Origin of the sequence: Thioalkalivibrio sulfidiphilus HL-EbGr7, assembly GCF_000021985.1 — a bacterium.
Classification (GTDB): Bacteria; Pseudomonadota; Gammaproteobacteria; order Ectothiorhodospirales; family Ectothiorhodospiraceae; genus Thioalkalivibrio_A; species Thioalkalivibrio_A sulfidiphilus.
In genome coordinates this window covers 2,208,888-2,232,472 of sequence record NC_011901.1, presented here as the reverse complement: position 1 = coordinate 2,232,472, position 23,585 = coordinate 2,208,888, and the positions used below count along the sequence as shown (strand labels likewise).

The 23,585-nt window shown below is 55.2% G+C and carries 26 protein-coding genes; 19 read left to right on the top strand and 7 right to left on the bottom strand.

Annotation, left to right across the window (positions count from 1 at the left end):
• Positions 1–170 precede the first annotated feature (170 nt).
• The 5 genes from rfbB to TGR7_RS10525 all read left to right on the top strand — a co-directional run bounded on the left by rfbB (position 171) and on the right by TGR7_RS10525 (position 5,066).
• Positions 171–1,223 carry a dTDP-glucose 4,6-dehydratase gene (gene rfbB / locus TGR7_RS10540; protein ID WP_012638664.1) on the top strand — a complete coding sequence of 351 codons (1,053 nt, stop codon included), beginning with the start codon at positions 171–173 and terminating at the stop codon, positions 1,221–1,223.
• Positions 1,224–1,387: 164 nt separating this feature from the next.
• Entirely contained in the window at positions 1,388–2,095 is a 708-nt protein-coding gene (locus tag TGR7_RS17185; RefSeq protein WP_012638663.1) for an FkbM family methyltransferase, read from the top strand.
• 185 nt (positions 2,096–2,280) lie between these two features.
• Entirely contained in the window at positions 2,281–3,006 is a 726-nt protein-coding gene (locus TGR7_RS17180) for a class I SAM-dependent methyltransferase (RefSeq protein ID WP_187148395.1), read from the top strand.
• Positions 3,003–4,496, top strand: a complete 1,494-nt coding sequence (locus tag TGR7_RS10530; RefSeq protein WP_012638661.1) for a lipopolysaccharide biosynthesis protein — start codon at positions 3,003–3,005, stop codon at positions 4,494–4,496. The genes TGR7_RS17180 and TGR7_RS10530 overlap by 4 nt, the downstream gene beginning before the upstream one ends.
• Positions 4,497–4,550: 54 nt before the next feature.
• Positions 4,551–5,066 carry a hypothetical protein gene (locus tag TGR7_RS10525; RefSeq protein ID WP_148211495.1) on the top strand — a complete coding sequence of 172 codons (516 nt, stop codon included), beginning with the start codon at positions 4,551–4,553 and terminating at the stop codon, positions 5,064–5,066.
• A 135-nt stretch (positions 5,067–5,201) separates the two neighbouring features.
• Here the strand turns inward: TGR7_RS10525 and TGR7_RS10520 are convergent, their stop codons facing one another.
• Positions 5,202–6,182: an IS5-like element IS1384 family transposase gene (locus TGR7_RS10520; protein WP_012637023.1), complete on the bottom strand. Its 981-nt coding sequence runs from the start codon at positions 6,180–6,182 to the stop codon at positions 5,202–5,204.
• Between the two features lie 31 nt (positions 6,183–6,213).
• On the opposite strand from TGR7_RS10520, the gene TGR7_RS10515 reads away from it, so the two are divergent.
• The 8 genes from TGR7_RS10515 (at position 6,214) to fcl (ending at position 15,395) form a co-directional block, all read left to right on the top strand.
• Positions 6,214–7,059, top strand: a complete 846-nt coding sequence (locus TGR7_RS10515) for an O-antigen ligase family protein (protein ID WP_148211494.1) — start codon at positions 6,214–6,216, stop codon at positions 7,057–7,059.
• Between the two features lie 37 nt (positions 7,060–7,096).
• Positions 7,097–7,900, top strand: coding sequence for a glycosyltransferase family 2 protein (locus TGR7_RS17175; protein ID WP_012638658.1), 804 nt, complete (start codon positions 7,097–7,099; stop codon positions 7,898–7,900).
• Between the two features lie 792 nt (positions 7,901–8,692).
• Positions 8,693–9,853: an NAD-dependent epimerase/dehydratase family protein gene (locus TGR7_RS10510; protein ID WP_012638656.1), complete on the top strand. Its 1,161-nt coding sequence runs from the start codon at positions 8,693–8,695 to the stop codon at positions 9,851–9,853.
• A 75-nt stretch (positions 9,854–9,928) separates the two neighbouring features.
• Positions 9,929–11,176: a glycosyltransferase gene (locus TGR7_RS17165; protein ID WP_012638655.1), complete on the top strand. Its 1,248-nt coding sequence runs from the start codon at positions 9,929–9,931 to the stop codon at positions 11,174–11,176.
• Positions 11,173–11,901, top strand: a complete 729-nt coding sequence (locus TGR7_RS10500; protein WP_012638654.1) for an FkbM family methyltransferase — start codon at positions 11,173–11,175, stop codon at positions 11,899–11,901. Before TGR7_RS17165 ends, TGR7_RS10500 begins: the two co-directional genes overlap by 4 nt.
• A 60-nt stretch (positions 11,902–11,961) precedes the next feature.
• The gene (locus TGR7_RS10495; RefSeq protein WP_012638653.1) at positions 11,962–13,227 is read left to right on the top strand and encodes a glycosyltransferase WbuB; all 1,266 of its coding nucleotides are present in this window, start codon (positions 11,962–11,964) and stop codon (positions 13,225–13,227) included.
• A complete protein-coding gene (gene gmd, locus TGR7_RS10490; protein WP_012638652.1) occupies positions 13,224–14,342 on the top strand; it encodes a GDP-mannose 4,6-dehydratase in 1,119 nt (372 codons plus the stop codon). Before TGR7_RS10495 ends, gmd begins: the two co-directional genes overlap by 4 nt.
• 84 nt (positions 14,343–14,426) lie before the next feature.
• Positions 14,427–15,395: a GDP-L-fucose synthase gene (fcl, locus tag TGR7_RS10485; protein ID WP_012638651.1), complete on the top strand. Its 969-nt coding sequence runs from the start codon at positions 14,427–14,429 to the stop codon at positions 15,393–15,395.
• A 390-nt stretch (positions 15,396–15,785) separates the two neighbouring features.
• Here fcl and TGR7_RS10480 read toward each other — a convergent pair whose 3' ends face one another.
• From TGR7_RS10480 to TGR7_RS10470, 3 genes are all read right to left on the bottom strand, one after another.
• On the bottom strand, positions 15,786–16,118 hold the full coding sequence (locus TGR7_RS10480; protein ID WP_012638650.1) for a DUF5615 family PIN-like protein: 333 nt from the start codon (positions 16,116–16,118) through the stop codon (positions 15,786–15,788).
• A complete protein-coding gene (locus TGR7_RS10475; RefSeq protein ID WP_342606937.1) occupies positions 16,115–16,318 on the bottom strand; it encodes a DUF433 domain-containing protein in 204 nt (67 codons plus the stop codon). Before TGR7_RS10475 ends, TGR7_RS10480 begins: the two co-directional genes overlap by 4 nt.
• Before the next feature lie 292 nt (positions 16,319–16,610).
• Positions 16,611–17,207 carry a Uma2 family endonuclease gene (locus TGR7_RS10470; RefSeq protein ID WP_012638648.1) on the bottom strand — a complete coding sequence of 199 codons (597 nt, stop codon included), beginning with the start codon at positions 17,205–17,207 and terminating at the stop codon, positions 16,611–16,613.
• A gap of 335 nt (positions 17,208–17,542) precedes the next feature.
• Here TGR7_RS10470 and TGR7_RS10465 point away from each other — a divergent pair, with 335 nt between their 5' ends.
• The 6 genes from TGR7_RS10465 (at position 17,543) to TGR7_RS10440 (ending at position 21,515) form a co-directional block, all read left to right on the top strand.
• A complete protein-coding gene (locus TGR7_RS10465; protein WP_012638647.1) occupies positions 17,543–17,836 on the top strand; it encodes a type II toxin-antitoxin system HigB family toxin in 294 nt (97 codons plus the stop codon).
• A 17-nt stretch (positions 17,837–17,853) separates the two neighbouring features.
• Positions 17,854–18,228 carry a helix-turn-helix domain-containing protein gene (locus TGR7_RS10460; protein WP_012638646.1) on the top strand — a complete coding sequence of 125 codons (375 nt, stop codon included), beginning with the start codon at positions 17,854–17,856 and terminating at the stop codon, positions 18,226–18,228.
• A gap of 58 nt (positions 18,229–18,286) precedes the next feature.
• A complete protein-coding gene (locus tag TGR7_RS10455; protein ID WP_012638645.1) occupies positions 18,287–19,252 on the top strand; it encodes a transposase in 966 nt (321 codons plus the stop codon).
• A 68-nt stretch (positions 19,253–19,320) separates the two neighbouring features.
• Positions 19,321–19,581 carry a type II toxin-antitoxin system Phd/YefM family antitoxin gene (locus TGR7_RS10450; protein ID WP_012638644.1) on the top strand — a complete coding sequence of 87 codons (261 nt, stop codon included), beginning with the start codon at positions 19,321–19,323 and terminating at the stop codon, positions 19,579–19,581.
• Positions 19,581–19,988 (top strand): type II toxin-antitoxin system VapC family toxin, encoded by a 408-nt coding sequence (locus TGR7_RS10445; RefSeq protein ID WP_012638643.1) that lies wholly within the window; start codon positions 19,581–19,583, stop codon positions 19,986–19,988. The genes TGR7_RS10450 and TGR7_RS10445 overlap by 1 nt, the downstream gene beginning before the upstream one ends.
• Before the next feature lie 108 nt (positions 19,989–20,096).
• A complete protein-coding gene (locus TGR7_RS10440; protein WP_012638642.1) occupies positions 20,097–21,515 on the top strand; it encodes an undecaprenyl-phosphate glucose phosphotransferase in 1,419 nt (472 codons plus the stop codon).
• 94 nt (positions 21,516–21,609) lie between these two features.
• Here the strand turns inward: TGR7_RS10440 and TGR7_RS10435 are convergent, their stop codons facing one another.
• From TGR7_RS10435 to TGR7_RS10425, 3 genes are all read right to left on the bottom strand, one after another.
• Positions 21,610–21,975 carry a type II toxin-antitoxin system VapC family toxin gene (locus TGR7_RS10435; RefSeq protein ID WP_012638641.1) on the bottom strand — a complete coding sequence of 122 codons (366 nt, stop codon included), beginning with the start codon at positions 21,973–21,975 and terminating at the stop codon, positions 21,610–21,612.
• The gene (locus tag TGR7_RS10430) at positions 21,972–22,193 is read right to left on the bottom strand and encodes a ribbon-helix-helix domain-containing protein (RefSeq protein ID WP_012638640.1); all 222 of its coding nucleotides are present in this window, start codon (positions 22,191–22,193) and stop codon (positions 21,972–21,974) included. Before TGR7_RS10430 ends, TGR7_RS10435 begins: the two co-directional genes overlap by 4 nt.
• Positions 22,194–22,346: 153 nt before the next feature.
• Entirely contained in the window at positions 22,347–23,582 is a 1,236-nt protein-coding gene (locus TGR7_RS10425; protein ID WP_012638639.1) for an O-antigen ligase family protein, read from the bottom strand.
• Between the last annotated feature and the right edge of the window lie 3 nt (positions 23,583–23,585).

The window sequence follows — 23,585 nt, the reverse complement described above, 5'->3', positions numbered from 1 at the left end:
TGACCATCAATCGCCCCATCTCAGACGCTCGTCTGAATCAAGCCTTGATCTTGTAGGGCTGTTGGTGCCTAATTGCCTGAATTTGCGGGGAACTGCACGGATAACCTGTGTTTGGCGCGAGAACATTTGTGTCTCGAAGCACAAAGCACAAAGCACAAAGCACAAAGGAAATGTCTAAATCCCTCCTCATCACTGGCGGCGCCGGCTTCATCGGCTCAGCCGTTGTCCGGCACCTCATCCACAACACCGACTACCGGGTCGTCAACCTGGACCGGCTCACCTATGCCGGCAACCTGGATTCGGTGGCTGAGGTATCCAATTCCTCCCGATACGCCTTCGAACAGGTGGATATCCGAGACCGTCGGGAGTTGGATCGGGTCTTCCGTGAACACCGCCCTGCTGGTGTCATGCACTTGGCGGCGGAATCCCACGTGGACCGCTCCATCGAAGGGCCCGCGGACTTCATCGACACCAACATCGTCGGCACCTACACGTTGCTCGAAGCCAGTCGCGCGTACTGGAACGAGCTGGAAGGGCAGTCCAAGGCGGATTTCCGTTACCATCACATCTCCACCGATGAGGTGTACGGTAGCCTTGGCGAGACGGGGCTCTTCACGGAAGAAACACCCTACGCCCCAAATTCACCCTATTCCGCCAGCAAGGCCGCGTCCGACCACCTGGTCCGAGCCTGGCACCATACCTATGGATTGCCCGTAGTCACCAGCAATTGCTCCAATAACTACGGCCCGTACCAGTTCCCGGAAAAGCTCATTCCCCACATGATCCTCAACGCCCTGGATGGCAAGCCTTTGCCCATCTACGGCGATGGCAGCAACATCCGCGACTGGCTCTATGTGGACGATCATGTCCGGGCGCTGGTGAGAATCTTCGAGCGCGGCAGGCTGGGGGAGAACTACAACGTCGGCGGTCACAACGAGCGCACCAACCTGGAAGTGGTCAACACCCTGTGTGATCTGCTGAATGAGTTGCTCCCAGAATCAGTCCATCGTCCGCACCGAAAGCTGATCAGCTTTGTCAAGGACAGGCCGGGGCATGACAGGCGGTACGGCATGGATATCAACAAGGTTCGACAGGAACTAGGCTGGAGACCGGAATGGGAGTTCGAAGCTGGCCTCAAAATGACAGTGAATTGGTATTTGGAGAATGGTCCGTGGGTAAGAGGTGCGGTCGGTCGCGAAACCGCGATACGGATGGTGGCATGATTGCTGTGGTGGCCGAGATGCTAGTTAATTCAGTGTGTTGAGCATGCACATAGTCTCAGTGATTAAGAACCGATGAGAAATCACTGTCCCTGATCCAAAGAAATTTAAACCCGACGCCTTTCCTTTATTTCTTTTACCAAACAGACGACAGGAGATGGAAGAGTGTGAAGCAGTTTATTCGTGGGATTGTCAATAGACTTGGTTTTGATGTGATTCGCCTTCATCGATCACCAAAGCGCACGTTGCTGGGACTGTCCCGGATGAACATCGGTTCTGTTATCGACGTCGGGGCAAATCGCGGCCAATTTGCGCGTCTGGTATCGACATTTTTCCCAAACGCCGAACTGTACTGTTTCGAGCCACTGGAAGAACCGTTTCGCGAGCTCAATGCCTGGGCGGAGACCCAGGGTGACCGGGTGCATTGCTTCCAGTTTGCACTGGGCGAACAGGAAGGAGAGGCTGAAATTCACTTGCATGAGCAGCACACTCCTTCATCATCACTGCTTTCTGCCACCGACAACTGTCACCGTCTCTACCCACAAACACGGGTGGAGCGCATGGAACGCATTCGGATCTCTACGTTGGATGAGGTGCTAAAAGGTTCGCTAGATCGGATGCCGCGGGAAATCTTGCTCAAACTGGACGTGCAGGGTTTTGAAGATCGTGTGCTCCGGGGGGGAGGGAACGTGCTCTCCCAGTGTCGGGCGGTACTGTTGGAGGTCTGTGTTGACCCACTTTACCAAGGGCAAGCGAGTTTTTACGAGTTGGCGCACTTACTCCGAGAACAAGGTTTCGGCTATGCAGGTAATCTCGACCAGTCCTACGGTGCGGATGGTCGGGTGGTGTTTCTGGATGCGATGTTCGTGAGATGACCACACCATTTGTTCAATGCCCAGATTGCGAAGGTGAGGCGATAATAATTGGGCCAATTCCCGCAACTGATGTATTCGCCGGTCAAGTGTGTGAACGTCCGCTTTCGGGCGGGGCGTTGTACCGCTGTCGGCAATGCTCACTGGGTTTTCGCTGGCCGCGGCTGGGAAAAGACGAGCTTGATTCCATGTACGAGCAAGGAGGCGAACTGACCTGGACGGCGCTGGCAGACTCCCGCCAGGATTGGTTTGCCGCACGCGGTTGGTTGAATCAATTACTGCCCACCGAAAGTCGCATTCTAGATGTGGGTTGTTTTGATGGCGGGTTCCTGGAGCCCCTCAGAGGCTCATACCGTTGTTTTGGAATAGAAATACATGCCGCGGCGCGCGATCGAGCGGTCAAAAAAGGCATCGATGTGATTGGGACGGACTTCTCCGCAGTTGCGGGTACTTTCGATTGCGTCACTGCGTTTGATGTTATTGAGCACGTGGAGAGACCAAAGTCTTTTCTCCGTGATTGCATTGCGGCGGTCAGACCAGGCGGCTGGGTTCTTATCTCAACAGGCAATTTGGACGCCTTTACCTTTCGCTTGATGGGCAGCAGGTACTGGTACTGCTCTATCGCAGAGCATATCTCGTTCGTCAGCCCAGCGTGGTTTTCCGGGCTTGCCGACGCTCTTGGCTTTCAAGTCGTAATGCAGAAGAACTTTTCCCATAGCAATTCCACAATGTCACGGCGCATTAGGCAAGCCGTGAACAATCTACTGTACCGCATCAATCCGACTGGATTCCGGCTTCTGCGAAAGCTCGGCATGGGCGGCAAAGATGTAACAAAACATCCAGAACTGGCGGATCATCCACCGGGCTGGGAGAGTGCGCATGACCATTATATGGTCCTGTTGAAGAAGCAATGAGAAAACGACTCGTTCGCAACGTCGTGGCCAACCTTCTTCAGGCCGTCCTTGGTGCTGGTTTGCTGTTTGCGCTGTACCGCTACATCAATGACACGCTGGGGGTAGAACAACTCGGCGTGTGGTCCGTAGTGCTCGCAGCCGCCTCAGCATCGCGACTGGCTGATCTAGGTCTTAGCGTGGGGGTGACGCGCTTCGTGGCTCGGGACCGGGCGCGTGATAATGCGAGGCGTGCTGGGAAAGTGCTGGACACCACCGCCTTGACCCTTATGGTCACGGTAGGCCTGATATTGCCGCTGGCATACCCTATCATCCACGGGCTTTTACCGTACTTGTTCGATGACCAGTACCTGCAGATGTCTCAGCAGATACTTCCATATGCGCTGCTTTCATTGTGGTTGACAATTATAGCGACCGTCTTCCAGGGCGGCCTCGATGGTTGTGAGCGCATGGATCTGCGTAGCGCACTGGTGGTCAGCGGCCAGGTATTGCTTCTGGCACTGGCGTTCTGGCTGGTTCCGCAGCATGGCCTGATTGGTCTGGCTTGGGCTCAGGTCGGCCAGGGGCTGTTTCTTGTCGTGGCCGGACGTCTGATGCTGGTGCACACATTGAATGTTCTTCCGATATTTCCGATGCGCTGGCGTTGGCAAGTTCTGCGCGAGATGCTTGGCTATGGTGCGAATGTTCAGGCGGCCACCGTATTCATGCTGCTGCTGGACCCTGTGGCCAAGGCCATGATGGCGGGCTTAGGGGGCGCCGCGGCGGCGGGTTATTTCGAGATGGCCAGCCAGGTGGTGCAGCGGGGGCGGGCGATGATCGTTGCAGCCAACCAGGCCGTAGTGCCGAGAGTGGCCGCTTTGACGGAAGGCGCGCCCGGTCAGCTCAGCCAGTTTTACCGGATGAACATGCGGCTGATCGTGTTTATCACCCTGCCGGTATTTTCTTTGCTCGTCGCATGGGCAGGCGGCGTTTCCTGGCTGCTGACAGGTAGTTATCAAGAGGACTTCGTCGCGATGATGCTCGTACTGACCATCGCTTGGGCAGCTAACACGCTCACGGTGCCAGCCTACTTCTTCAATCTGGGCAGCGGCCGCGTGGGCTGGAATACGCTGTCGCATATTGCGATGGGCGTTTGTAATGCTAGTCTAGGTTGGCTTCTGGGGGGCATATATGGGTGGGTTGGTGTTGTGCTGGGTTATGCCATTGCTGTGCTGATTGGCAGCGGTGTTCTAATCCTGGCATTTGTGATGCGTCACGAGTATGCACACGCGTGTACGGGAACTCCGGCACAGTACCTGCTTGTGGTGGTCTCCTTGCTGGTGGCGGTCGTCGCCTGGCTTGTGCCGTTGCAGCCAATGAATGGTACGACGCAGGAGCTAATGGCAGGGATTCTCCTGCCGCCCCTGGCACTGGGAATAGCGGCTTGGCTTCACCCGGGACGCCGACAGTTAATGCAAATGTTTGGCGTCGTGAAGTGCGCTCGTGAAGCGTGAAATTTTACATAAAAATGTCGTGGGTATTCGGCGAGTATTGATCGAGGACTGCGTGTGAGCGTCACATCACCTGAAAGGGGTTCTAACACCCAACAGGTCGTAGCCGAAAGGATGGTCTTCAGCCCGATACGTTTGGGTTTTCTTGACGTAGTGGTCTTCATCATCCCCTTGCTGCGCTTTGTGCAGATAGAGGTTGTCGGAAGACTCTATCTGACAGAGATACTGCTGGCACTGCTGCTGTTTCCACTACTGGCCACCAGCGGGCAGCGTCTTTCCAAACGCATGCCATTAGCCTTTATTTCACTATTGATACTTTGGCTTACTGCCCAGGTGGTGAGCGATCTGGTGCGGTTGATCCCGTTTGACGACTTTTCGAGAGGATGGTCGAAGATCGTCTTTACGTTGATTAATTTCTGTGTCCTCTATCTGCTGTTGTATGGCAAGCCCAAGCGGCTATTGCTATTTATTGCAGGTGCGGCATTGGGGGACATCATCATGTATTACGTGGCGCCAAGCCATCACGGCGTTACATACCCCTGGAAGTTCGGCTATGGCTTAGGGATGGTCTGAAGTAGTTGTGTATTTCTGGCTGACTTCAGCCCCTGCCGATTTTAAAAGCGGCAAATCGATCAAAAACGCTCAGATCACCCGCTTATTTCTGTGTTTTTAGCCGCCGCGAGCACCTCGCGGCAGCCATTTTCCACATTACAGGCGCACCTCTCCTGCATTCGCCAGTAAATGTCGGCGCGCCATCCACAGGTTCGACAGAGCGAACAGTGTCACCAGTTGCGCCGTGTTTTTGGCCAAGCCGCGAAAGCGCACCTTGGTGTAACCGAACTGGCGCTTGATTACCCGGAACGGATGCTCGACCTTGGCGCGCACCTGAGCCTTGGCCTTTTCAATCTTGCGCTTGGCTTTGTACAGCACGCTGCGCTTATCGAGTTTTTTGTAGGTGCTGCGGCGTGCCGCCACCTGCCAGATAACTTCACGTCCTTCATGCTCGGGCCGCTTTTCGACACCGGTGTAGCCTGCATCGGCGCAGACCACGTTTTCGTCGCCATGCAGCAATTTGTCCACCTGGGTGACATCCGCCACATTGGCCGCCGTGCCCACTACGCTGTGCACCAGACCCGATTCGTCATCGGCGCCGATGTGGGCCTTCATGCCAAAATAATACTGGTTTCCCTTCTTGGTCTGGTGCATTTCCGGGTCGCGCTTGCCGTCCTTGTTCTTGGTCGAACTGGGCGCATTGATCAGCGTTGCATCGACGATGGTGCCCTGGCGCAGCGACAGGCCGCGGTCGCCCAGATAGCCATTGATGACAGCGAGGATGCCGGCCGCCAGCTCGTGTTTCTCCAGCAAGCGGCGGAAGTTGAGAATGGTGGTTTCGTCGGGGATGCGCTCCAGGTTCAGCCCGGCAAACTGGCGCAGGATCGTGGTTTCGTACAGCGCTTCCTCCATCGCTGGATCGCTGTAGCCGAACCAGTTCTGCAGCAGATGCACACGCAGCATCGCCATCAACGGGTAGGCCGGACGGCCACCTTCACCCTTCGGATAATGTGGCTCGATCAAAGCAATCAAGCCCTTCCACGGCACCACCCGATCCATCTCGATCAGGAACAACTCCTTGCGGGTTTGCTTGCGCTTGCCAGCGTACTCGGCGTCGGCGAAGGTCATCTGCTTCATCGGGAAACTCGGTGGGTGGGGTCGCGGTATTTTGCCAAATCAGAAAGTCTTTTTCAGAGTTTCCTTAGGTGTCACCTGGCTGCTGGTCTTGCTTGCCGTTATGCTGTCGAACTTCCGCAGCTTTGGTCGGCTATTGCCAGCGGGGGTTCTTCTGTTGGCGGCTGCACTCAATGTGTACATGGACTTCCGTTCGTTGGGTGGGCTGGCTTTCTTGGCGGCTTGCTATCTTGCCCTGCAGGCGTTTCGTTCACCACAACGTGCTCTGAATCGGATCACCATAAGGCAGGTGGTGACGCTGGCTGCATTGGGATTGGGGGCGTCTCTGATTCTCGTTCAGGTATATGAGTACAGTGTCCAGAAGGGATGGCTTGGAGAAACTGCGCTGATGCGTTATGACATGCAGGCAGATGGTGAATTCGGCCTGCTTCTCGGGGGGCGAAGTGAGCTCATGGTATCGAGTCGTGCGGTACTTGAGTCGCCTTGGTTGGGTCATGGTTCGTGGGCGAAGGACTGCGAATACGCCGCGTTACTGCTTGAGCTCAAGGAGCGAGCCGGTTATTACCCGGGTACAATGAATCAGGAATGCCTGATTCCGTCGCATTCCTACCTGATGGGTGCTTGGGTGGAGGCAGGAGTAATGGGATTGATTTTCTGGCTCTGGGTCCTCAGTCTTCCGGTGCGACTTCTGCTTTATCGTCACCTTGTGGCGCAGCGCATGGCGCCGCTTGTGGTTTTCGCAGCTCTCGTTCTAATTTGGGATGTGCTGTTCTCGCCGTATGCCGCATGGGCGAGATTTATGGTGCCCTTTTTTGTCATAGTTATGATGAGTTACATGCCGCCGCGACCTGAAAGGGCAGGGTGTTGCGATGTTCGTTAATAAGTGGTGCTTGCGGTGTCGCCGAGAGGAGTGCTGAATGAAATTTTCGATCGTTACCATCTCCTTCAATCAGGCTGAGTTTCTTGAGCAGGCCATACTGTCGGTGCTCGACCAGGATTATCCAGACGTCGAATACATTGTGGTCGATCCCGGTTCCACTGACGGTAGTCGTGACATCATCGAGCGTTACCGGGACCGTATTGATAAGATTATCTACGAGACAGATCTAGGGCCAGCCGACGGCCTTAACAAGGGATTTACGCAGGCGACTGGTGATATTTATGGGTTCTTGAATTCCGACGATGTATTTATGCCGGGTGCTTTTTCGGCAGCGGCAAAAGTATTTGAACATTTTCCATGTGTAGACGTTGTATCAGGTGGTGCGCTTGTGGTCGATGAACATGGTAATGTTGCCCGTCGACTTTTTTCGGATAGATTCCATATTTACATGGCGGCATATGGCGCCTGTATTCTCATTCAGCCATCAACTTTTTTTAAGGGCTCAAAATTCAGTTCAGTGGGTGGTTTTAATGTTGATAACAAATCCAATTGGGACGCAGAGCTCTTCATTGATATGGCGCTCAAAGGTGCCGTTTTTAAGGTTGTGAATTCCATATTTAGTCAATATAGAGTCCATCCTGAAAGCATAACCGGATCAGCTCGATTGCATGATGCGCATTCAGAATACAGAGAGAGAATCTTTAAAAGGCTATTGGGCAGGCAGAAGACTTTTCCTGATAAGGTGATGGGGTTCCTTCTTGTTCATTTAAGAAAGATTCTAAATCCACGTGATACCTTTGAACGGATTATGTATGGCCCCGTGTTTGGTGCTTCAAAATAATGCAGTGGCTTAAAGTTGCCCTGTATCTTGCGTTTTGCGTTCTTCCGTGGTCGATGAGAAGGCGGGCATTGAGTATTGCGTTTGGTTATCAAATAGACCCCTCTGCCAGAATCTCACGTATGGCGTTCGTTATGCCTAGGAAACTAATATTGAAAAGGGGCGCGAGAATCGGTCCGTTAACTGTTGCTGTGAATCTTGATTTGCTCGAGATGGGTACGGGTTCGACAATTGGGAGGGGTAATTGGATAACAGGATTCTCAGGGGAGTCTTCAGCTCACTTTTCTCACCGACATGAACGCAATTCTCGGTTGTTACTTGGTGATGAATCGTCAATTACTAAATCTCATTTAATTGATTGTACTGATTCTGTGATAATTGGCTCGTATACGACTATAGCTGGGTACGATTCGCAGATACTGACTCATGGGATAGATTATATTGAGAATAGGCAGGACTGCGGCCCTGTAACTATCGGTAGTTATTGCTTAGTTGGTTCTGGTGTAATTATTGTCCCGAAGGCTTCTTTAGCAGATTTTTGTATTGTTGGTGCTGGAGCGGTGCTGGTTGGTGAAAATAATAAGTCGTGGGCGCTATATGCGGGTGCGCCTGCAGAATGTAAAAAAGTGATTTCTAAAGATTCACGATATTTTTCACGTAGCAGAGGCCATGTTAGTTAGAATATGGTGTCCATATTTATCGTGTGGTTTGGCATTTATTTGGTTAAAAGATTAGCGCGTGATGTTTATGTTCTGTAGGTATAATACACACAGATATGGGCGAATGAGGTGATAGATGAAGGTTCTTGTTCTGGGTGGTGACGGATTTTGCGGCTGGCCGACTTCCTTGTATCTCTCGGCGGAAGGCTACGAGGTATCCATAGTCGACAACCTGTCGAGAAGAAAGATAGATATCGAACTTGAGTGCGACTCCCTGACGCCAGTAGCTCCAATGGGTGAACGCATCAGGGCATGGAAAGAGGTGTCAGGTAAGACCATCGAGTTCCATAACCTTAATGTCGCGAGGAATTACCAAAGGCTGCTCGATCTACTGGTATCGTGGAAACCAGATGCCGTAGTGCATTTCGCTGAACAGCGAGCTGCGCCCTATTCCATGAAAGGGTCGCATGGAAAGCGGTATACCGTTGATAACAATATCAATGCAACGCATAACCTCCTTGCTGCTATTGTCGAATCTGGGCTTGACATTCACGTCGTACACCTGGGAACGATGGGTGTTTATGGATATGGAACGGCAGGGATGAAGATACCCGAAGGCTATGTCACGGTTCAGGTGCAGACCGATGCCGGAGGTGTGGTAGAGAAGGAAATCCTTTATCCAGCTGATCCCGGTAGCATTTACCATATGACCAAAACCCAGGATCAGCTGATGTTTTATTTTTACAACAAGAACGATGACATCAGGGTGAGGGACCTTCATCAGGGTATTGTCTGGGGCACCCAGACGAGCCAGACGAGATTGGATGAGCGCCTTATCAATCGATTTGATTATGACGGTGATTATGGAACTGTTCTTAATAGATTTCTGATGCAGGCGGCAATAGGCTATCCGTTGACGGTTCACGGCACAGGCGGCCAGACGCGCGCCTTTATTCATATTCAGGACACTGTGCATTGTGTTCTGTTAGCAATTCAGAATCCGCCTGAGAAGGGTGACCGCGTACACATCCTGAATCAGATGACGGAAACCCATCGTGTTCGGGAGTTGGCGAAATTGGTGTCGGATAAGACTGGCGCAGAGATTAATTTCGTGTCGAATCCTCGTAACGAAGAAGAGGAAAATGACCTGCATGTTATGAATGATAGGTTTCTGGGCTTGGGACTTCAGCCAATCACGCTGAATGAAGGTCTACTTGAAGAGGTAACGCAAATTGCCAAGAAATATGCACACAGGTGTGACAAGGAAAAAATTCCATGTGTTTCTATGTGGAAATAAGAATTTCTGAATTTTGCGTTATTAGATTCGTTCCTATCAGCGGTTACTGAAATATCAGGTATTATCTCGAGGCTCATGGTGAATTCCGATCAGCGTTTTAAGATCCTTCATGTCATTGAGACGCTGTCCCCGCGATATGGAGGTCCGGTTAGTGTTTTGCTTCCTCTTGCGAAGGCGCAGCTCGAGAGTGGTCATGAGGTTACTATCGCTACTACAAATACCAATTATCCGAATGGTGTGCTGTGTGATCCCGGCTGGGGTAATGTGTCAGATTCTTTGGTGCCCGTGCTGTATTCGTCAGTCCAGTTTACGCCATTGCGGTTCTCCCGTGATCTCATGGCGTACCTCAAACGCAACATATCACAGTTTGACATTGTTCACATTAACGGACTTTATCGCTTCCCTTCGACCTATGCGGCATGGCAGGCGCGAAGACAAAATATACCTTACATCATTAAGCCGCATGGGTCTCTAGACCCATATTTATATGAGCGAAGCTCGGCCGGCCATGTGTGGCTAAAGCGGCTTTATGAGAGATTGTTCGATTTACCTAATCTGCGTGGCGCAAGCGCTTTACATTTTGTGACGGAAGAAGAGCGGCGTCTTGCGGATTATCTAGATTTGGATATTCCATCTTTTGTCATATCAAGCGCTGTTGACTGGGCAAAATACCAGCGCTTACCGCCGCGCGGCGCGCTACGTATAAGATTGGGATTGGGTGAGAGGCCAGTGGTGCTTTTCCTCGGGCGACTTCATTTCAAAAAAGGCTTAGATCTTTTGATTTCAGCTTTTTCGCAACTACGATCCTTGGCACCCGAAGCCCAGCTAGTGATTGCTGGGCCTGAGAATGATGATTATGGTCGACACGTTCGGGATTGGGTTCGCGAACACGGCTTGGAAGGCTCGGTTCATTTCGCCGGGTCACTCGAGGGCACCGATGTAGTGCAGGCCTATGTCGACTCGGATGTATTTGTGCTTCCTTCGTACACTGAAAACTTTGGTATGACAGTAGTGGAAGCCATGGCCTGCGCATTGCCGGTGGTTATTTCCGACCAAGTGAATATCCATGCCGAGGTGAGCCGGGCCGGGGCGGGCCTGGTCACCCGCTGTGACGCGGATGAGGTGGCGGTGGCCATCAATGAATTGCTGCACGACCCAGAACGGCGGCGCACCATGGGTAACGCGGGCAGGAAGTTGGTGCAGGCGCAGTACACTTGGCCTTCCATTGTGGATGCACTAACAGACGAGTACACGGAGGTTATTGAGAGACACTCGTCAGGGCAAAGCGCTCACTGCAAGATTATTCATAGGTCCGACCAATGAGTCGGTTGTTGCTGCAGGCTCGCAAACTGGCCTCCATATTAACCGTTTCACTGTGGCGCAAGGCCTTGATGCAGCACCGTGTTGCGGCGGGTGTGGAGCATATCACCGTGTTGCGTCAGCTAGGCGCTTGCCGCACAGTGGTGGACATTGGTGCGAACAGAGGCCAATTTGCGTTGGCCGCGCGGGCCGCTTTCGCCGATGCGCAGATTTATTCTTTCGAGCCGCTGTCGGCGCCGGCTTCTGGCTATCGTGCGACACTGGCCAGCGACGTACGGGTTTGCTTGTTAGAGGCGGCCGTGGGACCGGAGAAGGGAGAGGCGGATATTCATCTTTCCGAACGGGATGATTCTTCCTCGCTCCTGCCAATCACAGGCCGCCAGGATGAGTTATTCCCAGGAACAGCCGAGATCGGAAGGGGAAGGATAAGTGTTGTCCGCCTTGCGGATGTGTTGTCCGCAGAGGAGATCGTGGCGCCTTCGTTGTTGAAGCTGGATGTGCAGGGCTTCGAGTTACAGGCGCTGGCGGGTAGTGAAGACTTGTTGCCACTGTTCGATTGGGTGTATGTCGAGTGTTCATTCGTCGAACTCTATGCCGGGCAGGCCTTCGCTGATGAGGTCATCGCATGGCTTCGGGAGAGAGGCTTTCGTCTCACTGGTGTGTTCAACATGAGTTACGATCGCGCGGGCCGTGCCATTCAGGCGGATTTTCTGTTCAAAAAGTCATGAGGAATTACAGCCGCTTAATATCTCTGGATCTGGAAAGGTCCGAATGAGTTCCGTTTCGTAATGCGCATCCTTCTCTACGGAATCAACTTTGCCCCCGAGCTGACGGGCATTGGCAAGTACAGTGGAGAGATGGCCGCGTGGCTGGCGGCTCGTGGCCATGATGTACAGGTCGTTACGGCCCCACCGTACTATCCGGACTGGCGCGTGCTCGGCGGTTACTCTCCCTGGAAGTATCGCCGAGAGTCCTGGTGCTTTGATGATCAGTCTCGCGTTCGAGTGCACCGCTGCCCGATCTGGGTGCCGCGTAAGCCCAGCGGAAAGAAGCGGCTGATACATCTGGCAAGTTTCGCTCTGAGCAGTCTCCCGGTAGCACTGGCGCATGCACGGTGGCGGCCTGATGTTGTCATGTCTGTAGAGCCCACCTTGGCGGTTGCGCCGACTGCGTTACTGCTTGCCCGCCTCGCGCGCGCAAAATCCTGGCTTCATGTTCAGGACTTCGAGGTCGACGCCGCTTTCGACATGGGGTTGGTAGGAGGCGGGTGGTTCAAGAGGCAGGCCATGCGGACGGAGCGTGCCCTGCTGAGTCGCTTCGACCGGGTATCGACCATATCGGATCGAATGATGGACCGCTTTGCTGAGAAAGGTGTTATGGACGAGGCCAGAGTGTTGTTCCCGAACTGGGCGGATACTCACGCGATATGTCCATTAGACAAGCCATCCGTCTTTCGTCATGAACTGGGCCTTTCGAGTGACGCGGTGGTTGTACTGTACTCGGGTAACCTCGGGGAGAAACAAGGGCTCGAGGTGCTCATTGAAGCTGCGAAATTGGTCGCCGACGAGCGTAATGTGGTCTGGGTCATTGCCGGAACGGGCAGCGCACGTGCCCGGCTGGAGGCCATGTCGTCGGGGCTCTCTAATGTCCGATGGCTGCCGCTTCAGCCCTTGGAAAGACTCAACGAACTGCTGAATTTAGCGGATATCCACGTGCTCCCACAGCGGGCGGATGCGGCAGATCTGGTCATGCCGTCGAAGCTGACGGGTATGCTCGCTAGTGGGCGGGCGACCGTGGCAACTGCAACGAAAGGCACACAGGTCGGGCAGGTTATGGATGAATGCGGGGTGCGGGTACCTCCCGGCGATCCGCGGGCCCTTGCCGAGGCGGTGGTCGAGCTTGCACGTGATGAGTCGCAGCGCAAGGTATTGGGGGCGCGTGCGCGGACCTATGCTGAGAAACATCTTGGATATGACAGTATCATGACGCGATTCGAAGCGGAGCTGAACGCCCTTGTCTCTGGCTCGGCGCGGCCTGTATTGGAGGAGAAATGAAGAAGGCACTGATTACGGGGATCACCGGCCAGGATGGTTCTTACCTGGCTGAGTTCCTGCTGGAGAAGGGCTATGAGGTGCACGGCATCAAACGCCGCGCGTCGCTATTTAATACGGAGCGAATCGACCATCTCTACCAGGATCCCCACGAGCGGGACCGGAAGTTGGTCCTCCATTACGGGGATCTGACGGACTCGTCGAACCTCATACGTATCATTCAACAGGTCCGGCCCGACGAAGTCTACAACCTTGGCGCCCAGTCGCATGTGGCAGTGAGTTTCGAGTCACCGGAATATACGGCGGATGTGGACGCGCTGGGTACGCTGAGGCTGCTGGAGGCGATTCGTATCGCTGGTCTTGAGAAGGAGACGCGCTTCTACCAGGCCTCCACATCCGAGCTCTACGGCTTGGTCCAGGAAGTTCCCCAAAAGGAGACAACGCCGTTTTACCCGCGCTCGCCATATGCCGCCGCAAAGCTCTATGCATACTGGATCACGGTGAACTATCGCGAGGCCTACGGTATGTATGCCTGCAACGGTATTTTGTTCAACCATGAGTCCCCGCGCCGTGGAGAGACCTTTGTCACTCGCAAGATTACGCGAGGCTTGTCGAATATCGCCCAGGGTATCGAGCAATGTCTCTATCTTGGGAATATGGGTGCCCTTCGCGATTGGGGGCATGCCAAGGATTACGTGCGCATGCAGTGGCTGATGCTGCAGCAGGATCAGGCAGAAGACTTCGTGATCGCAACAGGTGTGCAGTATTCCGTTCGTGATTTTGTACGTATGAGTGCCGAGGAATTGGGGATTACGGTCCGATTCGAGGGAGACGGAGTGGAAGAGAAGGGTATCGTGGAAGCCGTATCCGGCGATTCGGCGCCTGCAGTGAAGCCAGGCGACATCATTGTGGCTGTGGATCCTCGATACTTTAGACCGACTGAGGTGGAGACGCTGTTGGGGGATCCTACACGCGCACGGGAACGACTGGGTTGGGTGCCGGAGATCTCCACTGAAGAGATGGTACGCGAGATGGTGGCCTACGATCTTGATCAGGCGCGGCAGCATGCCTTGCTGATGAGGCACGGGTATGAAGTGAACGTTTCCCGTGAAAGCTGATTTCGTGAGGGTTACTGACTTTGACGTGGTCTGCCTCGTGGCCGCCCTATGGGGCTTCTGGATTGAGATAGCGGGTGGTATGTGATGTCGAGGGATGCGCGGATTTTTGTGGCTGGCCATCGGGGGATGGTCGGGGCAGCAATTGTCAGACGGCTAGAGTCGCTGGGATATCGAAATCTGGTGACCTGCGATCGCAAGACGGTGGATCTCACTCGCCAGGCGGATGTGGAGAGTTTTTTCAAGGATACGGCTGTGGACTATGTCTACCTGGCAGCGGCGAAGGTGGGCGGTATCTATGCCAACAACACCTATCCGGCTGAGTTTATCTATGAAAACCTGATGATTGAGTGCAACGTGATTCACTCTGCACATCAGGCAGGCGTACAGAAGCTCTTGTTTCTGGGTTCATCCTGTATCTACCCGAAGCTGGCTCCGCAGCCGATGGCGGAGGAGTCACTGCTGCAGGGGAGCCTGGAACCGACGAATGAGCCCTACGCTGTTGCGAAGATCGCGGGCATCAAGCTGTGCGAGAGCTTCAACCGCCAGTACAGCCGGGATTACCGCAGCGTGATGCCGACGAATCTCTACGGTCCCAACGACAACTTCCATCCCGACAACTCTCACGTAATTCCGGCATTGATCCGCCGGTTCCACGAGGCACGTGAGAGTAGGGCGCCGCAGGTGGTGGTCTGGGGCAGCGGGCAGCCTATGCGAGAGTTCCTACACGTTGATGACATGGCGGCCGCCTGTGTACATGTCATGGAGCTGGACGTAGAGACCTACCGAGCCCATACGCAACCGATGCTGTCCCATATCAACGTGGGCACGGGCATCGATTGCACCATCCGCGAACTGGCGGAGACGATCGGCCGGGTGGTGGGGTATGAGGGGGAGATTGTCTTTGATTCCTCAAAACCCGACGGGGCGCCTCGTAAACTACTCGATGTCAGAAGGCTGACCAGCCTGGACTGGCAGGCTCAGATCGGTCTTGAAGATGGGCTCCGAAGCACTTATGAGTGGTTTCTCAAGAACCAGGAGCGGTATCGAGGATGACAACTACGACAGGATACCCAATGATAGGGTCAAGTCTAGTAAAATAGAGTTTTGCCTTGGATTATCCGCGTCGCATGTCCCATTCGCTCTCGCACGCCCCCCCACTCTCCGTGGGGGGGTACGCAGTTCCTGTTAACCTGCATATCTCACCGGTCGGACACCGGCGGACGCGTAACAGGCTGAGACGCAAGTGGAATATTCTGATAAGGTCGGCAACCTCAGCATGACAGTCTGTTCCCGCCGGAGTCCTATCGCGGTTCAGGCTCGTCTTCGCGCCCGTAGGCTTGCTCTTCACTCAACCCATAGCTATTGCTATGGGTTTCGCTCCAGAGCGGCGCCTACAGACACGAATCCTTCGCCTGCTCCCGCGATCCCGGTGAGATATGCGGGTTAACTGAGTTCAAGGCAGACGATTTCTCCGGAGTCGAGGAAGTCCTTGATTGCCTGTGTCCGGGATATGAGAAGGTGGAGGATGGCGGTGTTCGTGGCATTGCCGCACTGGAGCCAGATGACTTTGGGAGGTGGTCCTCTCAGTAAAGCCATCTCCTGAAAGCCCGCATCCTTGGTTACGATGGCAAATCCATTATCTCGGGCATAGCGCCAGATTGTCGCGTCATCCGCATGCTCAAGGCCAAGTAATTGAACTTGATTGGTGCCGGGAAAAGGAGTCTGCAGTTCGTTGACGATGCGGCGCGATATGTTTTGATCCAAAAGCAGTTTCATGCGGCTCTGATGGGGGCTGTCAGGTGTTCCCGGGCAGCCGCATATTCCAGAACCGCCCTGATGTCTTCTCGGGTGAGCTCCGGGTACTCCGCAAGGATGTCATCCCAGGACATTCCGGTGGCCAGCCAGCCGAGAACATCATAAACGGTAATTCTCATGCCTCGTATGCAAGGCCTCCCTCCCCGCTTTCCGGGTTCCATGGTGATGATGTCTTGATAAGACATGGAAGAAGCCTCCAAGGGCTGTCATGCCCGAGATAAAGAAAAGTCTGAGCGGTGGATATAGCTTGTCTTAAGGGTTACCCAATTGTGGCCGCTGGTCAACGGCCAAGGGCAGCAGAGTGCTGGGGTCAAGTCTAGAAATAAATAGTTTATCGGTTTCGCACAAGCGTGGGATCAAACCCAAACCGACGAGCGGGAGGCATCTATGCGGCGGGCATGGCCAGCACAGTGGGGGCCTGGGTCTGGTTTGTTGGTTTGGCCCGCGCAGCCGTCAGGCGTTAGGGCTTTCAAGTAGGCGTTCGACGATCGGGTCCCAGCGGATGGCGATCTCCGGCAGGACGCTCAGGGCCGTTTCCCCTGCCAGTTCATGGATGGTGGGACGGCCGAAGGTCTGGCCGTCGTGACGGTAGATGGTCAGGATGCGATCGACCGGGTGGGCCAGCCAGTATTCGCGGACGCCGGCGTGCTCGTAGGCGGCCAGTTTGATGATCTGATCGTGACTGGCGGAGGAGGGGGAGATGACTTCCATGATCCAGTCCGGAGCGCCGCGCACGCCTTGCGGGCGAAGCTTTGCGGGGTCGCAGACGAGTATCACGTCGGGCTGCACGACGGTGTCCACCTCTTCGTCGGACTCCTTGCTTTTCGGCAGCAGTACGTCGACAGGGGAGAGTAATACCCGGCAGGAGTGGTTTTCGAGGGCGTTGCCAAGCTGCCGGCCGACTTCAAAGGCGATGGTCTGGTGATCTACGCTCGGGGCGGGCGCCATCAGGTAGGCGATGCCGTCGAGGAGTTCGTAGCGAACGTCATCGGGCCAGGTGAGGTAGTCGCCGTATGTGTGGCGTTCGTTGTCTCGCTGCGGGAAGGCCATAGAAGTAGTGTCTGGTGCTTGGTCCTTTGCCCTTTGTATTGCGTGCTTTGCTGATTGTATCTCGCAGCCGGTGGCAAGTACTACCAAGGGTAGCAACTACTCAATATGGATATCCATGCAAAAAGGCAATGGGGTCAGGCCTAGTAATGTATGGTTTATCGCTTTCACATAAGCGTCGGGTCGAACCCGCAACGTCATGGGGAGGCCGGCGGGGTTCGACTCGAACAGTTGCAGTTCGGGGCCAGGCGACATGGGCATCCACTTCAAAGTGAATGGGTGTCTGTTCAGTTCGGCTGGAGGTTGCTCCCATTGTGGGAGGTTTGTACAATTCATCCATGAGGGTCATCGCCAAACGGACTTTGCGAGAGTTCTACGAACAGCCGTCCCATCGGGACGCCCGAGGGCCGCTGGAGGCGTGGCACGCCGAGGCAAGCCGGGCCGTTTGGCGGACACCGCACGAGATCAAGGCGCAGTACGCCAGTGCCAGCATTATCGACAGGTCCCGCGTGGTGTTCAATATCGGCGGGAATAAGTACCGGCTTTTGGTCGATGTGGACTACGCCCGGCAGGCGCTCTACGTGAAGTTCGTGGGCACCCATGCGCAGTACGATGACCTCGACCTGGAGTGACCTGAGAGGAAGACAGCATGGATATCCGCCCAATCAAGACCGAAGCAGATTACGAAGCCGCGTTGGCCGAAGTGGAGGCGTTGTGGGGCGCTACGGCTGATACTCCGGAGGGTGATCGCCTCGACGTTCTGATCACCCTGGTGGAGGCCTACGAGGCCAAACACCACGCCATTGCTACTCCTGATCCAATCGAGGCCATTTTGTTTCGCATGGAGCAACTGGGCATGGAGCGAAAGGATCTGGAACCGTACATCGGGCACAGTGGCCGGGTGTCCGAGATACTGCACCGCCAGCGCCCGCTCTCGATCCGGATGATCCGCAAACTCTGGAAGGAGTTGCACATTCCTCTGGAGAGTCTGATCGAAGATTCGCGTCACCAGGGGGCTGCCTGACCAGGAGTTGCTGGGGTCAGGTCTAGCAAAATAGAGTCACATCTCGTAGATTGCCCGCATGGCCCGCCCCCTGCGCATCGAGTATCCGGGTGCCTGGTATCACGTGATGAACCGGGGTGCGGGGCGGCGTACGGTATTCAATACGGACGCCGAGCGGAAGTATTTCCTGTCGCTGCTGGCCGACACACATGCTCGCTTCAACGCGGAGTGGCATGCGTACTGCCTGATGGGCAACCACTATCATCTGCTGCTGCGCACGCCGGAAGCTAACATGCAACGGATCATGCGGCACGTGAACGGTGTCTACACCCAGTATTTCAATCGCTGCGAAGATCTGGACGGGCCGTTGTTCCGGGGGCGTTACAAGGCCGTTCTGGTCGATGCACAGAGCCATTGGCTCGAACTGTCGCGCTACATCCACCGCAATCCTCTTCAGGCGGGGCTGGTTGACGATCTGGCCGATTACCCCTGGTCAAGCTATCGGGCATATGTGGGGCTCGATCCGACACCTGACTGGTTGCAAACCGGGTACGTGCTTGGGGCCATCGGCAAGCGCCGTGTGCATGCCCGATATCGGGCCTATATGGAGGGGGATTCCGGTGAGGCACTGTGCCGTTTCTACGACGGTCGCGGGCCGTCCAGCATCTTGGGCGATGAAGCGTTCCGCCGGCAGGCGCTGGAGGGACGAATGCCGAGCGTTGATGTGCCCGAAGTGGCACGCAACCGTCCGCGGCCGACGCTCGATGACGCGGTGCGGGTGACCTGCGAGGTGTTTGGCGTGGACGAACAGGAGATCTGGACTTCGAGGCGGGGGCGGGGCGTGGGCAGTCCGGCGCGCTCCGTGGTGATGTACGTGTGCCAGGAGGCCTGCGGGATGACGCTTTCGGAGATTGCCGTTGCCTTCGGGTTGGCGAGTTATGCCAGCGCCGGGTCGGCGGTCCGGGCCTTGCGCCGGCGCATGGTTGAGGATGAGGCGTTGAGGGAGAGAGTAAACATGATAATACTAGACCTGACCCCGGCTTGACGCGTTTGCTTGTTTTTTCTATCTGCCGACAATACCATCTAGACATGTAATCTAGACAGGTGTGGGTAATGGCCTCTTCAACTTGGTCCCTCCATGATGCCAAGAACCGCTTCAGTGCGGTGGTTGATGCGGCTTTGCGTGGTGAGCCGCAGTGGGTCACCCGTCGTGGTAAACGGGTGGGTGTCGTATTGTCCGCAGAGATGTTCGAGCGGCTGAAGCAGCTTGAACAGGTGGCTGCGCCCTCGTTCAATTCGGTACTTCTGGACATGCCCCAGGATGACCAACCGTTCGAGCGCCTCCCGCTACGTCAGCGCGATGTGGAGTTCTGATGTATCTGCTGGATACGGTTGTCCTGTCCGAGTTGCGCCGCAAGGAAAGAGACCCGGGGGTTGTCGACTGGGTGGCCGCACAGCGTTCCACAGATCTTTTCCTGAGCGTTGTGACCATCGGGGAGGTCGAGCGCGGTATCATGCGTCAGCAGACAAAGAATGCGGTGTTCGCTTCTGCTTTGGCAGAGTGGCTGGACATTGTTCTGAAGTTCTACTCGGACCGGATTCTGCCTGTTGACACAGCGGTGGCCCGTCGTTGGGGCCGGCTCTCCGCGGAGCTGGGCAATGACGGAGCTGAATTGCTGATCAGCGCTACTGCGCATGAATATGGCCTAACCGTAGTGACTCGAAATGTTCGCCACTTTGAGCCAACTGGCGTTCAGGTGGTAAACCCATTTTCGGTCTGAATTCCGGGCTTGAACCATAAAAAATGGACGATTCATGAATACATGGACTCCCCCTTGTATATCCTCTCTTTGTACCTACGCCTGTAAACCAGGCGTTTCTGCCAAACCATGAGTCCCAGGCGCTCCGGTGGTGTGCTCAAGGAGCATGCCGGGTTCCTTAATGTCACCCTTCATGTGATCGACTGGTTTATTGTCGCATTCTGTGGCTGGTTATCACATTGGCTGTATTTGGGAGTTCCTTCCCTAGACGATCATTATGAAGCGGCATTGCTTATCGGTGCGCTGCTCGCTGCGCTCGTATTTCAGCGATTTAACCTCTATCGCCCCTGGAGGGGAGCCTCCCTCTGGGAAGAGTTGCGACTTATCACCGCGGCCTGGGTCTTTGTCTTCACAGCCTTGGTCGCGATCGCCTTTTTTACCAAGATGGGTGAGAGCTATTCCCGTGGTTGGGCCTTGATCTGGGCGACGAGTACGTGGTTTGTCTTGCTCGCGAGTCGGTTCATCCTTAGGAATATTTTGAACAGCTTGCGTGCTCGTGGTTACAACTATCGGCGCATCGTCATCGTCGGCGCAACGGGAGCCGGTAGGCAGGTTGCCGAGCGTATCAAGGCAGCGCCATGGCTTGGCCTCAAAATCATCGGGTTCTTCTGTGATCGAGAGGGTCTCAAGGGCACCTCACCTTGTGGCTACCCCATGTTGGGCAGGGTTTCAGAACTGGCCGAATTCGTTCGAAAAGAAGATGTCGACCAGATCTGGATTGCGATGCCTTTGCAAGAGGCAGACCGTCTTCAGGATGTATTACATTCATTGCGCAATGAAACCGTTGATATCCGATTCGTGCCGGATCTGTTTGGTCTCCGTCTCTTGAATCATTCAGTCACAGACGTAGCTGGCCTGCCCGTCATGAATCTCTCGGTTTCCCCCATGGAGGGGGTAAACAGATTCGTCAAGGCCATTGAAGACAGGGTGCTCTCGCTGTTGATCCTGATTCTGATCAGCCCCTTGCTGGTCGCAATTGCCATCGGCGTGAAGCTCAGTTCGCCGGGGCCTGTGTTGTTCAAGCAGAAACGCCATGGCTGGGACGGCCGTGAGATCAGGGTGTATAAATTCCGCAGCATGGTGTTGCACCAGGAGGCGGATGGGCAGGTCACCCAGGCGTCCAAGGCGGATCCTCGGGTTACGCGCTTCGGGGCCTTCTTGCGACGGACCAGCCTGGATGAGTTACCCCAGTTCTTTAATGTGCTCCAGGGCCGGATGTCGATTGTCGGGCCCCGTCCCCATGCGCTCGCACATAACGAGTACTACAAGGAGCATATTGATTACTACATGCTTCGGCACAAGGTGAAGCCCGGCATTACAGGGTGGGCTCAGGTCAACGGCTACCGTGGTGAGACGGATACGCTGGAGAAGATGCAGAAGCGGGTGGAGTATGACCTGTATTACATCGAGAACTGGTCGTTGTGGTTTGATTTGAAGATCATTTTTTTGACGGTTTTTAAGGGGTTTGTGGGGAGGAATGCATATTGAAGGCGGTGCTTGGTGCTTGGTGATTTGTACTTTGTGACAGCCAAGTACCAAGCACCAAGCACCAAGCACCAAGCACCAAGCACCAAGCACTACCTTACAACCTATACGGCACCCGTATCCCCGGGGTGTCGGAAGGAAAATCCTTCGTGTCGCGGGTCACCAGGAGCGCGTGACTGCATTCGGCTGTGGCGAGGATGATGGCGTCCGGGAGTCTGAGGCGGTTGGTGCGTCGGAGTATGACCGCTGTTTCGGCAACCTGTGCGTCGATCGGTACCACATCGAAAGTGGCAAGGAAGCCGCGTACCAATTGCTCTTCCTGGTCGTCCCGGCAGCCTGCCATGACTTCCATCCAGGTGATCTGGCTGATCAACCGTTGGTTGTAACGATTCAATTCCTCGGCAGCCTGGGGAAGTCCATTGAGGTAGTCCACCAGTATGTTGGTGTCGAAGACCGCCTTCATCGAGTCCACTCATCCCTGAGTGTGTCCTGATACTGAATTCCTTCCTCCCGCCCCTCCCATAGGCCGAATGCGGGTGATTCTTTATCGGGTGCCGGGCGGGCGTGGAGGTATGCCCGGACGGCGCGCCGGATGGCCTCAGCCTGGGAGATTTTCTCCCGCTTGGCCAGAGCCTTGATGGCCTGGAGTTCTTCGTCGGGAAGATCGACTACAGTGCGCATGGCAAACTCCGATGTGATATCAGATGACGATAGCAGATGTTGGTTGTGCTTGGTACTTGGTGCTTCGTACTTTGTGGGCTGATGGGTTGTATCCTTCGCAGAGCACCAAGCACCAAGCACCAAGCACCAAGCACCAAGCACCAAGCACAAACCCTACCCTTCTCCCCGGGTCACGTTAATGGCCCATCCCATGCCCATCCAGATAATCGCGGCAATCCACCCGCTGGTGATACTCATGGTCGACATGATGGGCCAGAAGGTGGCCAGGAAGAGGGCTATGGCGAAGCCCGCGGTCATGGCTTGTCGTGGGATGGCCTTGAGGAAGTGCCACAAGATCAATGCCAGCATCGTGCTGAAGAGCAATACCCCGATCAGCCCGCCTTCCGCCAGGATTTCGACATAGGTGTTGTGCGGGTGTGAGCAGAACCAGCCTTCAATGCTTGGGTCTTGGGTTACATCTTTGCAGATAGGGCGATAATTTTTGATGCCGACCCCTGTCCAGGGGGCGTCTCTCCAGAGCATCAGGGCGTTGCCGTAAACTAGGCCGTAGGGAGATTCGTTGAAATTGCCAATCGTGCTCGCGGTGCTCCCAATGGTCCGCTCGACCATCTTGGGTTGTGTGGCAAGTGCCCCGGCGATGGCGATTGCCAGCAGGGCGCCACCCAAAAGGATCCAGAGACGTCCTCGTTTCTGGGTCATGATCAAGGCCAGGATCACGATGCCACTGCCCAGCAGGAAGCTCATGAAGGCCACACGCTCTCCTGTCAGGAACATGAAGGCGGCGCCGATAGAAAGTGCGGCCAGCAGCGTGATGTTCCTTGTCAGGTCGTTTTTCAGGTGCTGGCTGAAATAGAGTGCGGCCAGAGCGATGAAGATGATCCGTAGCGTATAAGTGCCAGGAACCGGGCGGTCAAAGGGCCCCGTGAGGCGGGTCGTGCTGTGCGGCGCTTTTCCGAAAATGTCGGATCCCGTGAAGTACTGAAGCAGGCTGTCGGCAATGATGAAGACCACGATCGCTGCGATCGTTACTTCGAACCAGCGCCTGAGTTCCGGGCTTGCGAACACCCAGTAGGCCAACGCGGCGGCGAACAGGGGCCAGCGGATGAAGAACAGGGAATGGGGCAGGGCGATCTCGGGGTGGACAGCCATGGGGGCCGAGATCAGGGTGAGGTAGGCCGTGAATACCAGGGCGGCGATGAACCAGGGTTCCTTGACCCAAGCCCATTCCTTTGTCCGGTAGCTCCTGACCAGAAAAAGCACGCCTACGAGTACCACCGCCAGCTCCGCCAGGGAGCGGGAGAACATGATGGCGATGGGCATCAGGACGATGGCGGCCTTGGCAAGCAGACTGGCGGCCTGGTGTTCTGGGATATGGGCAGTGTGGGTCATTTT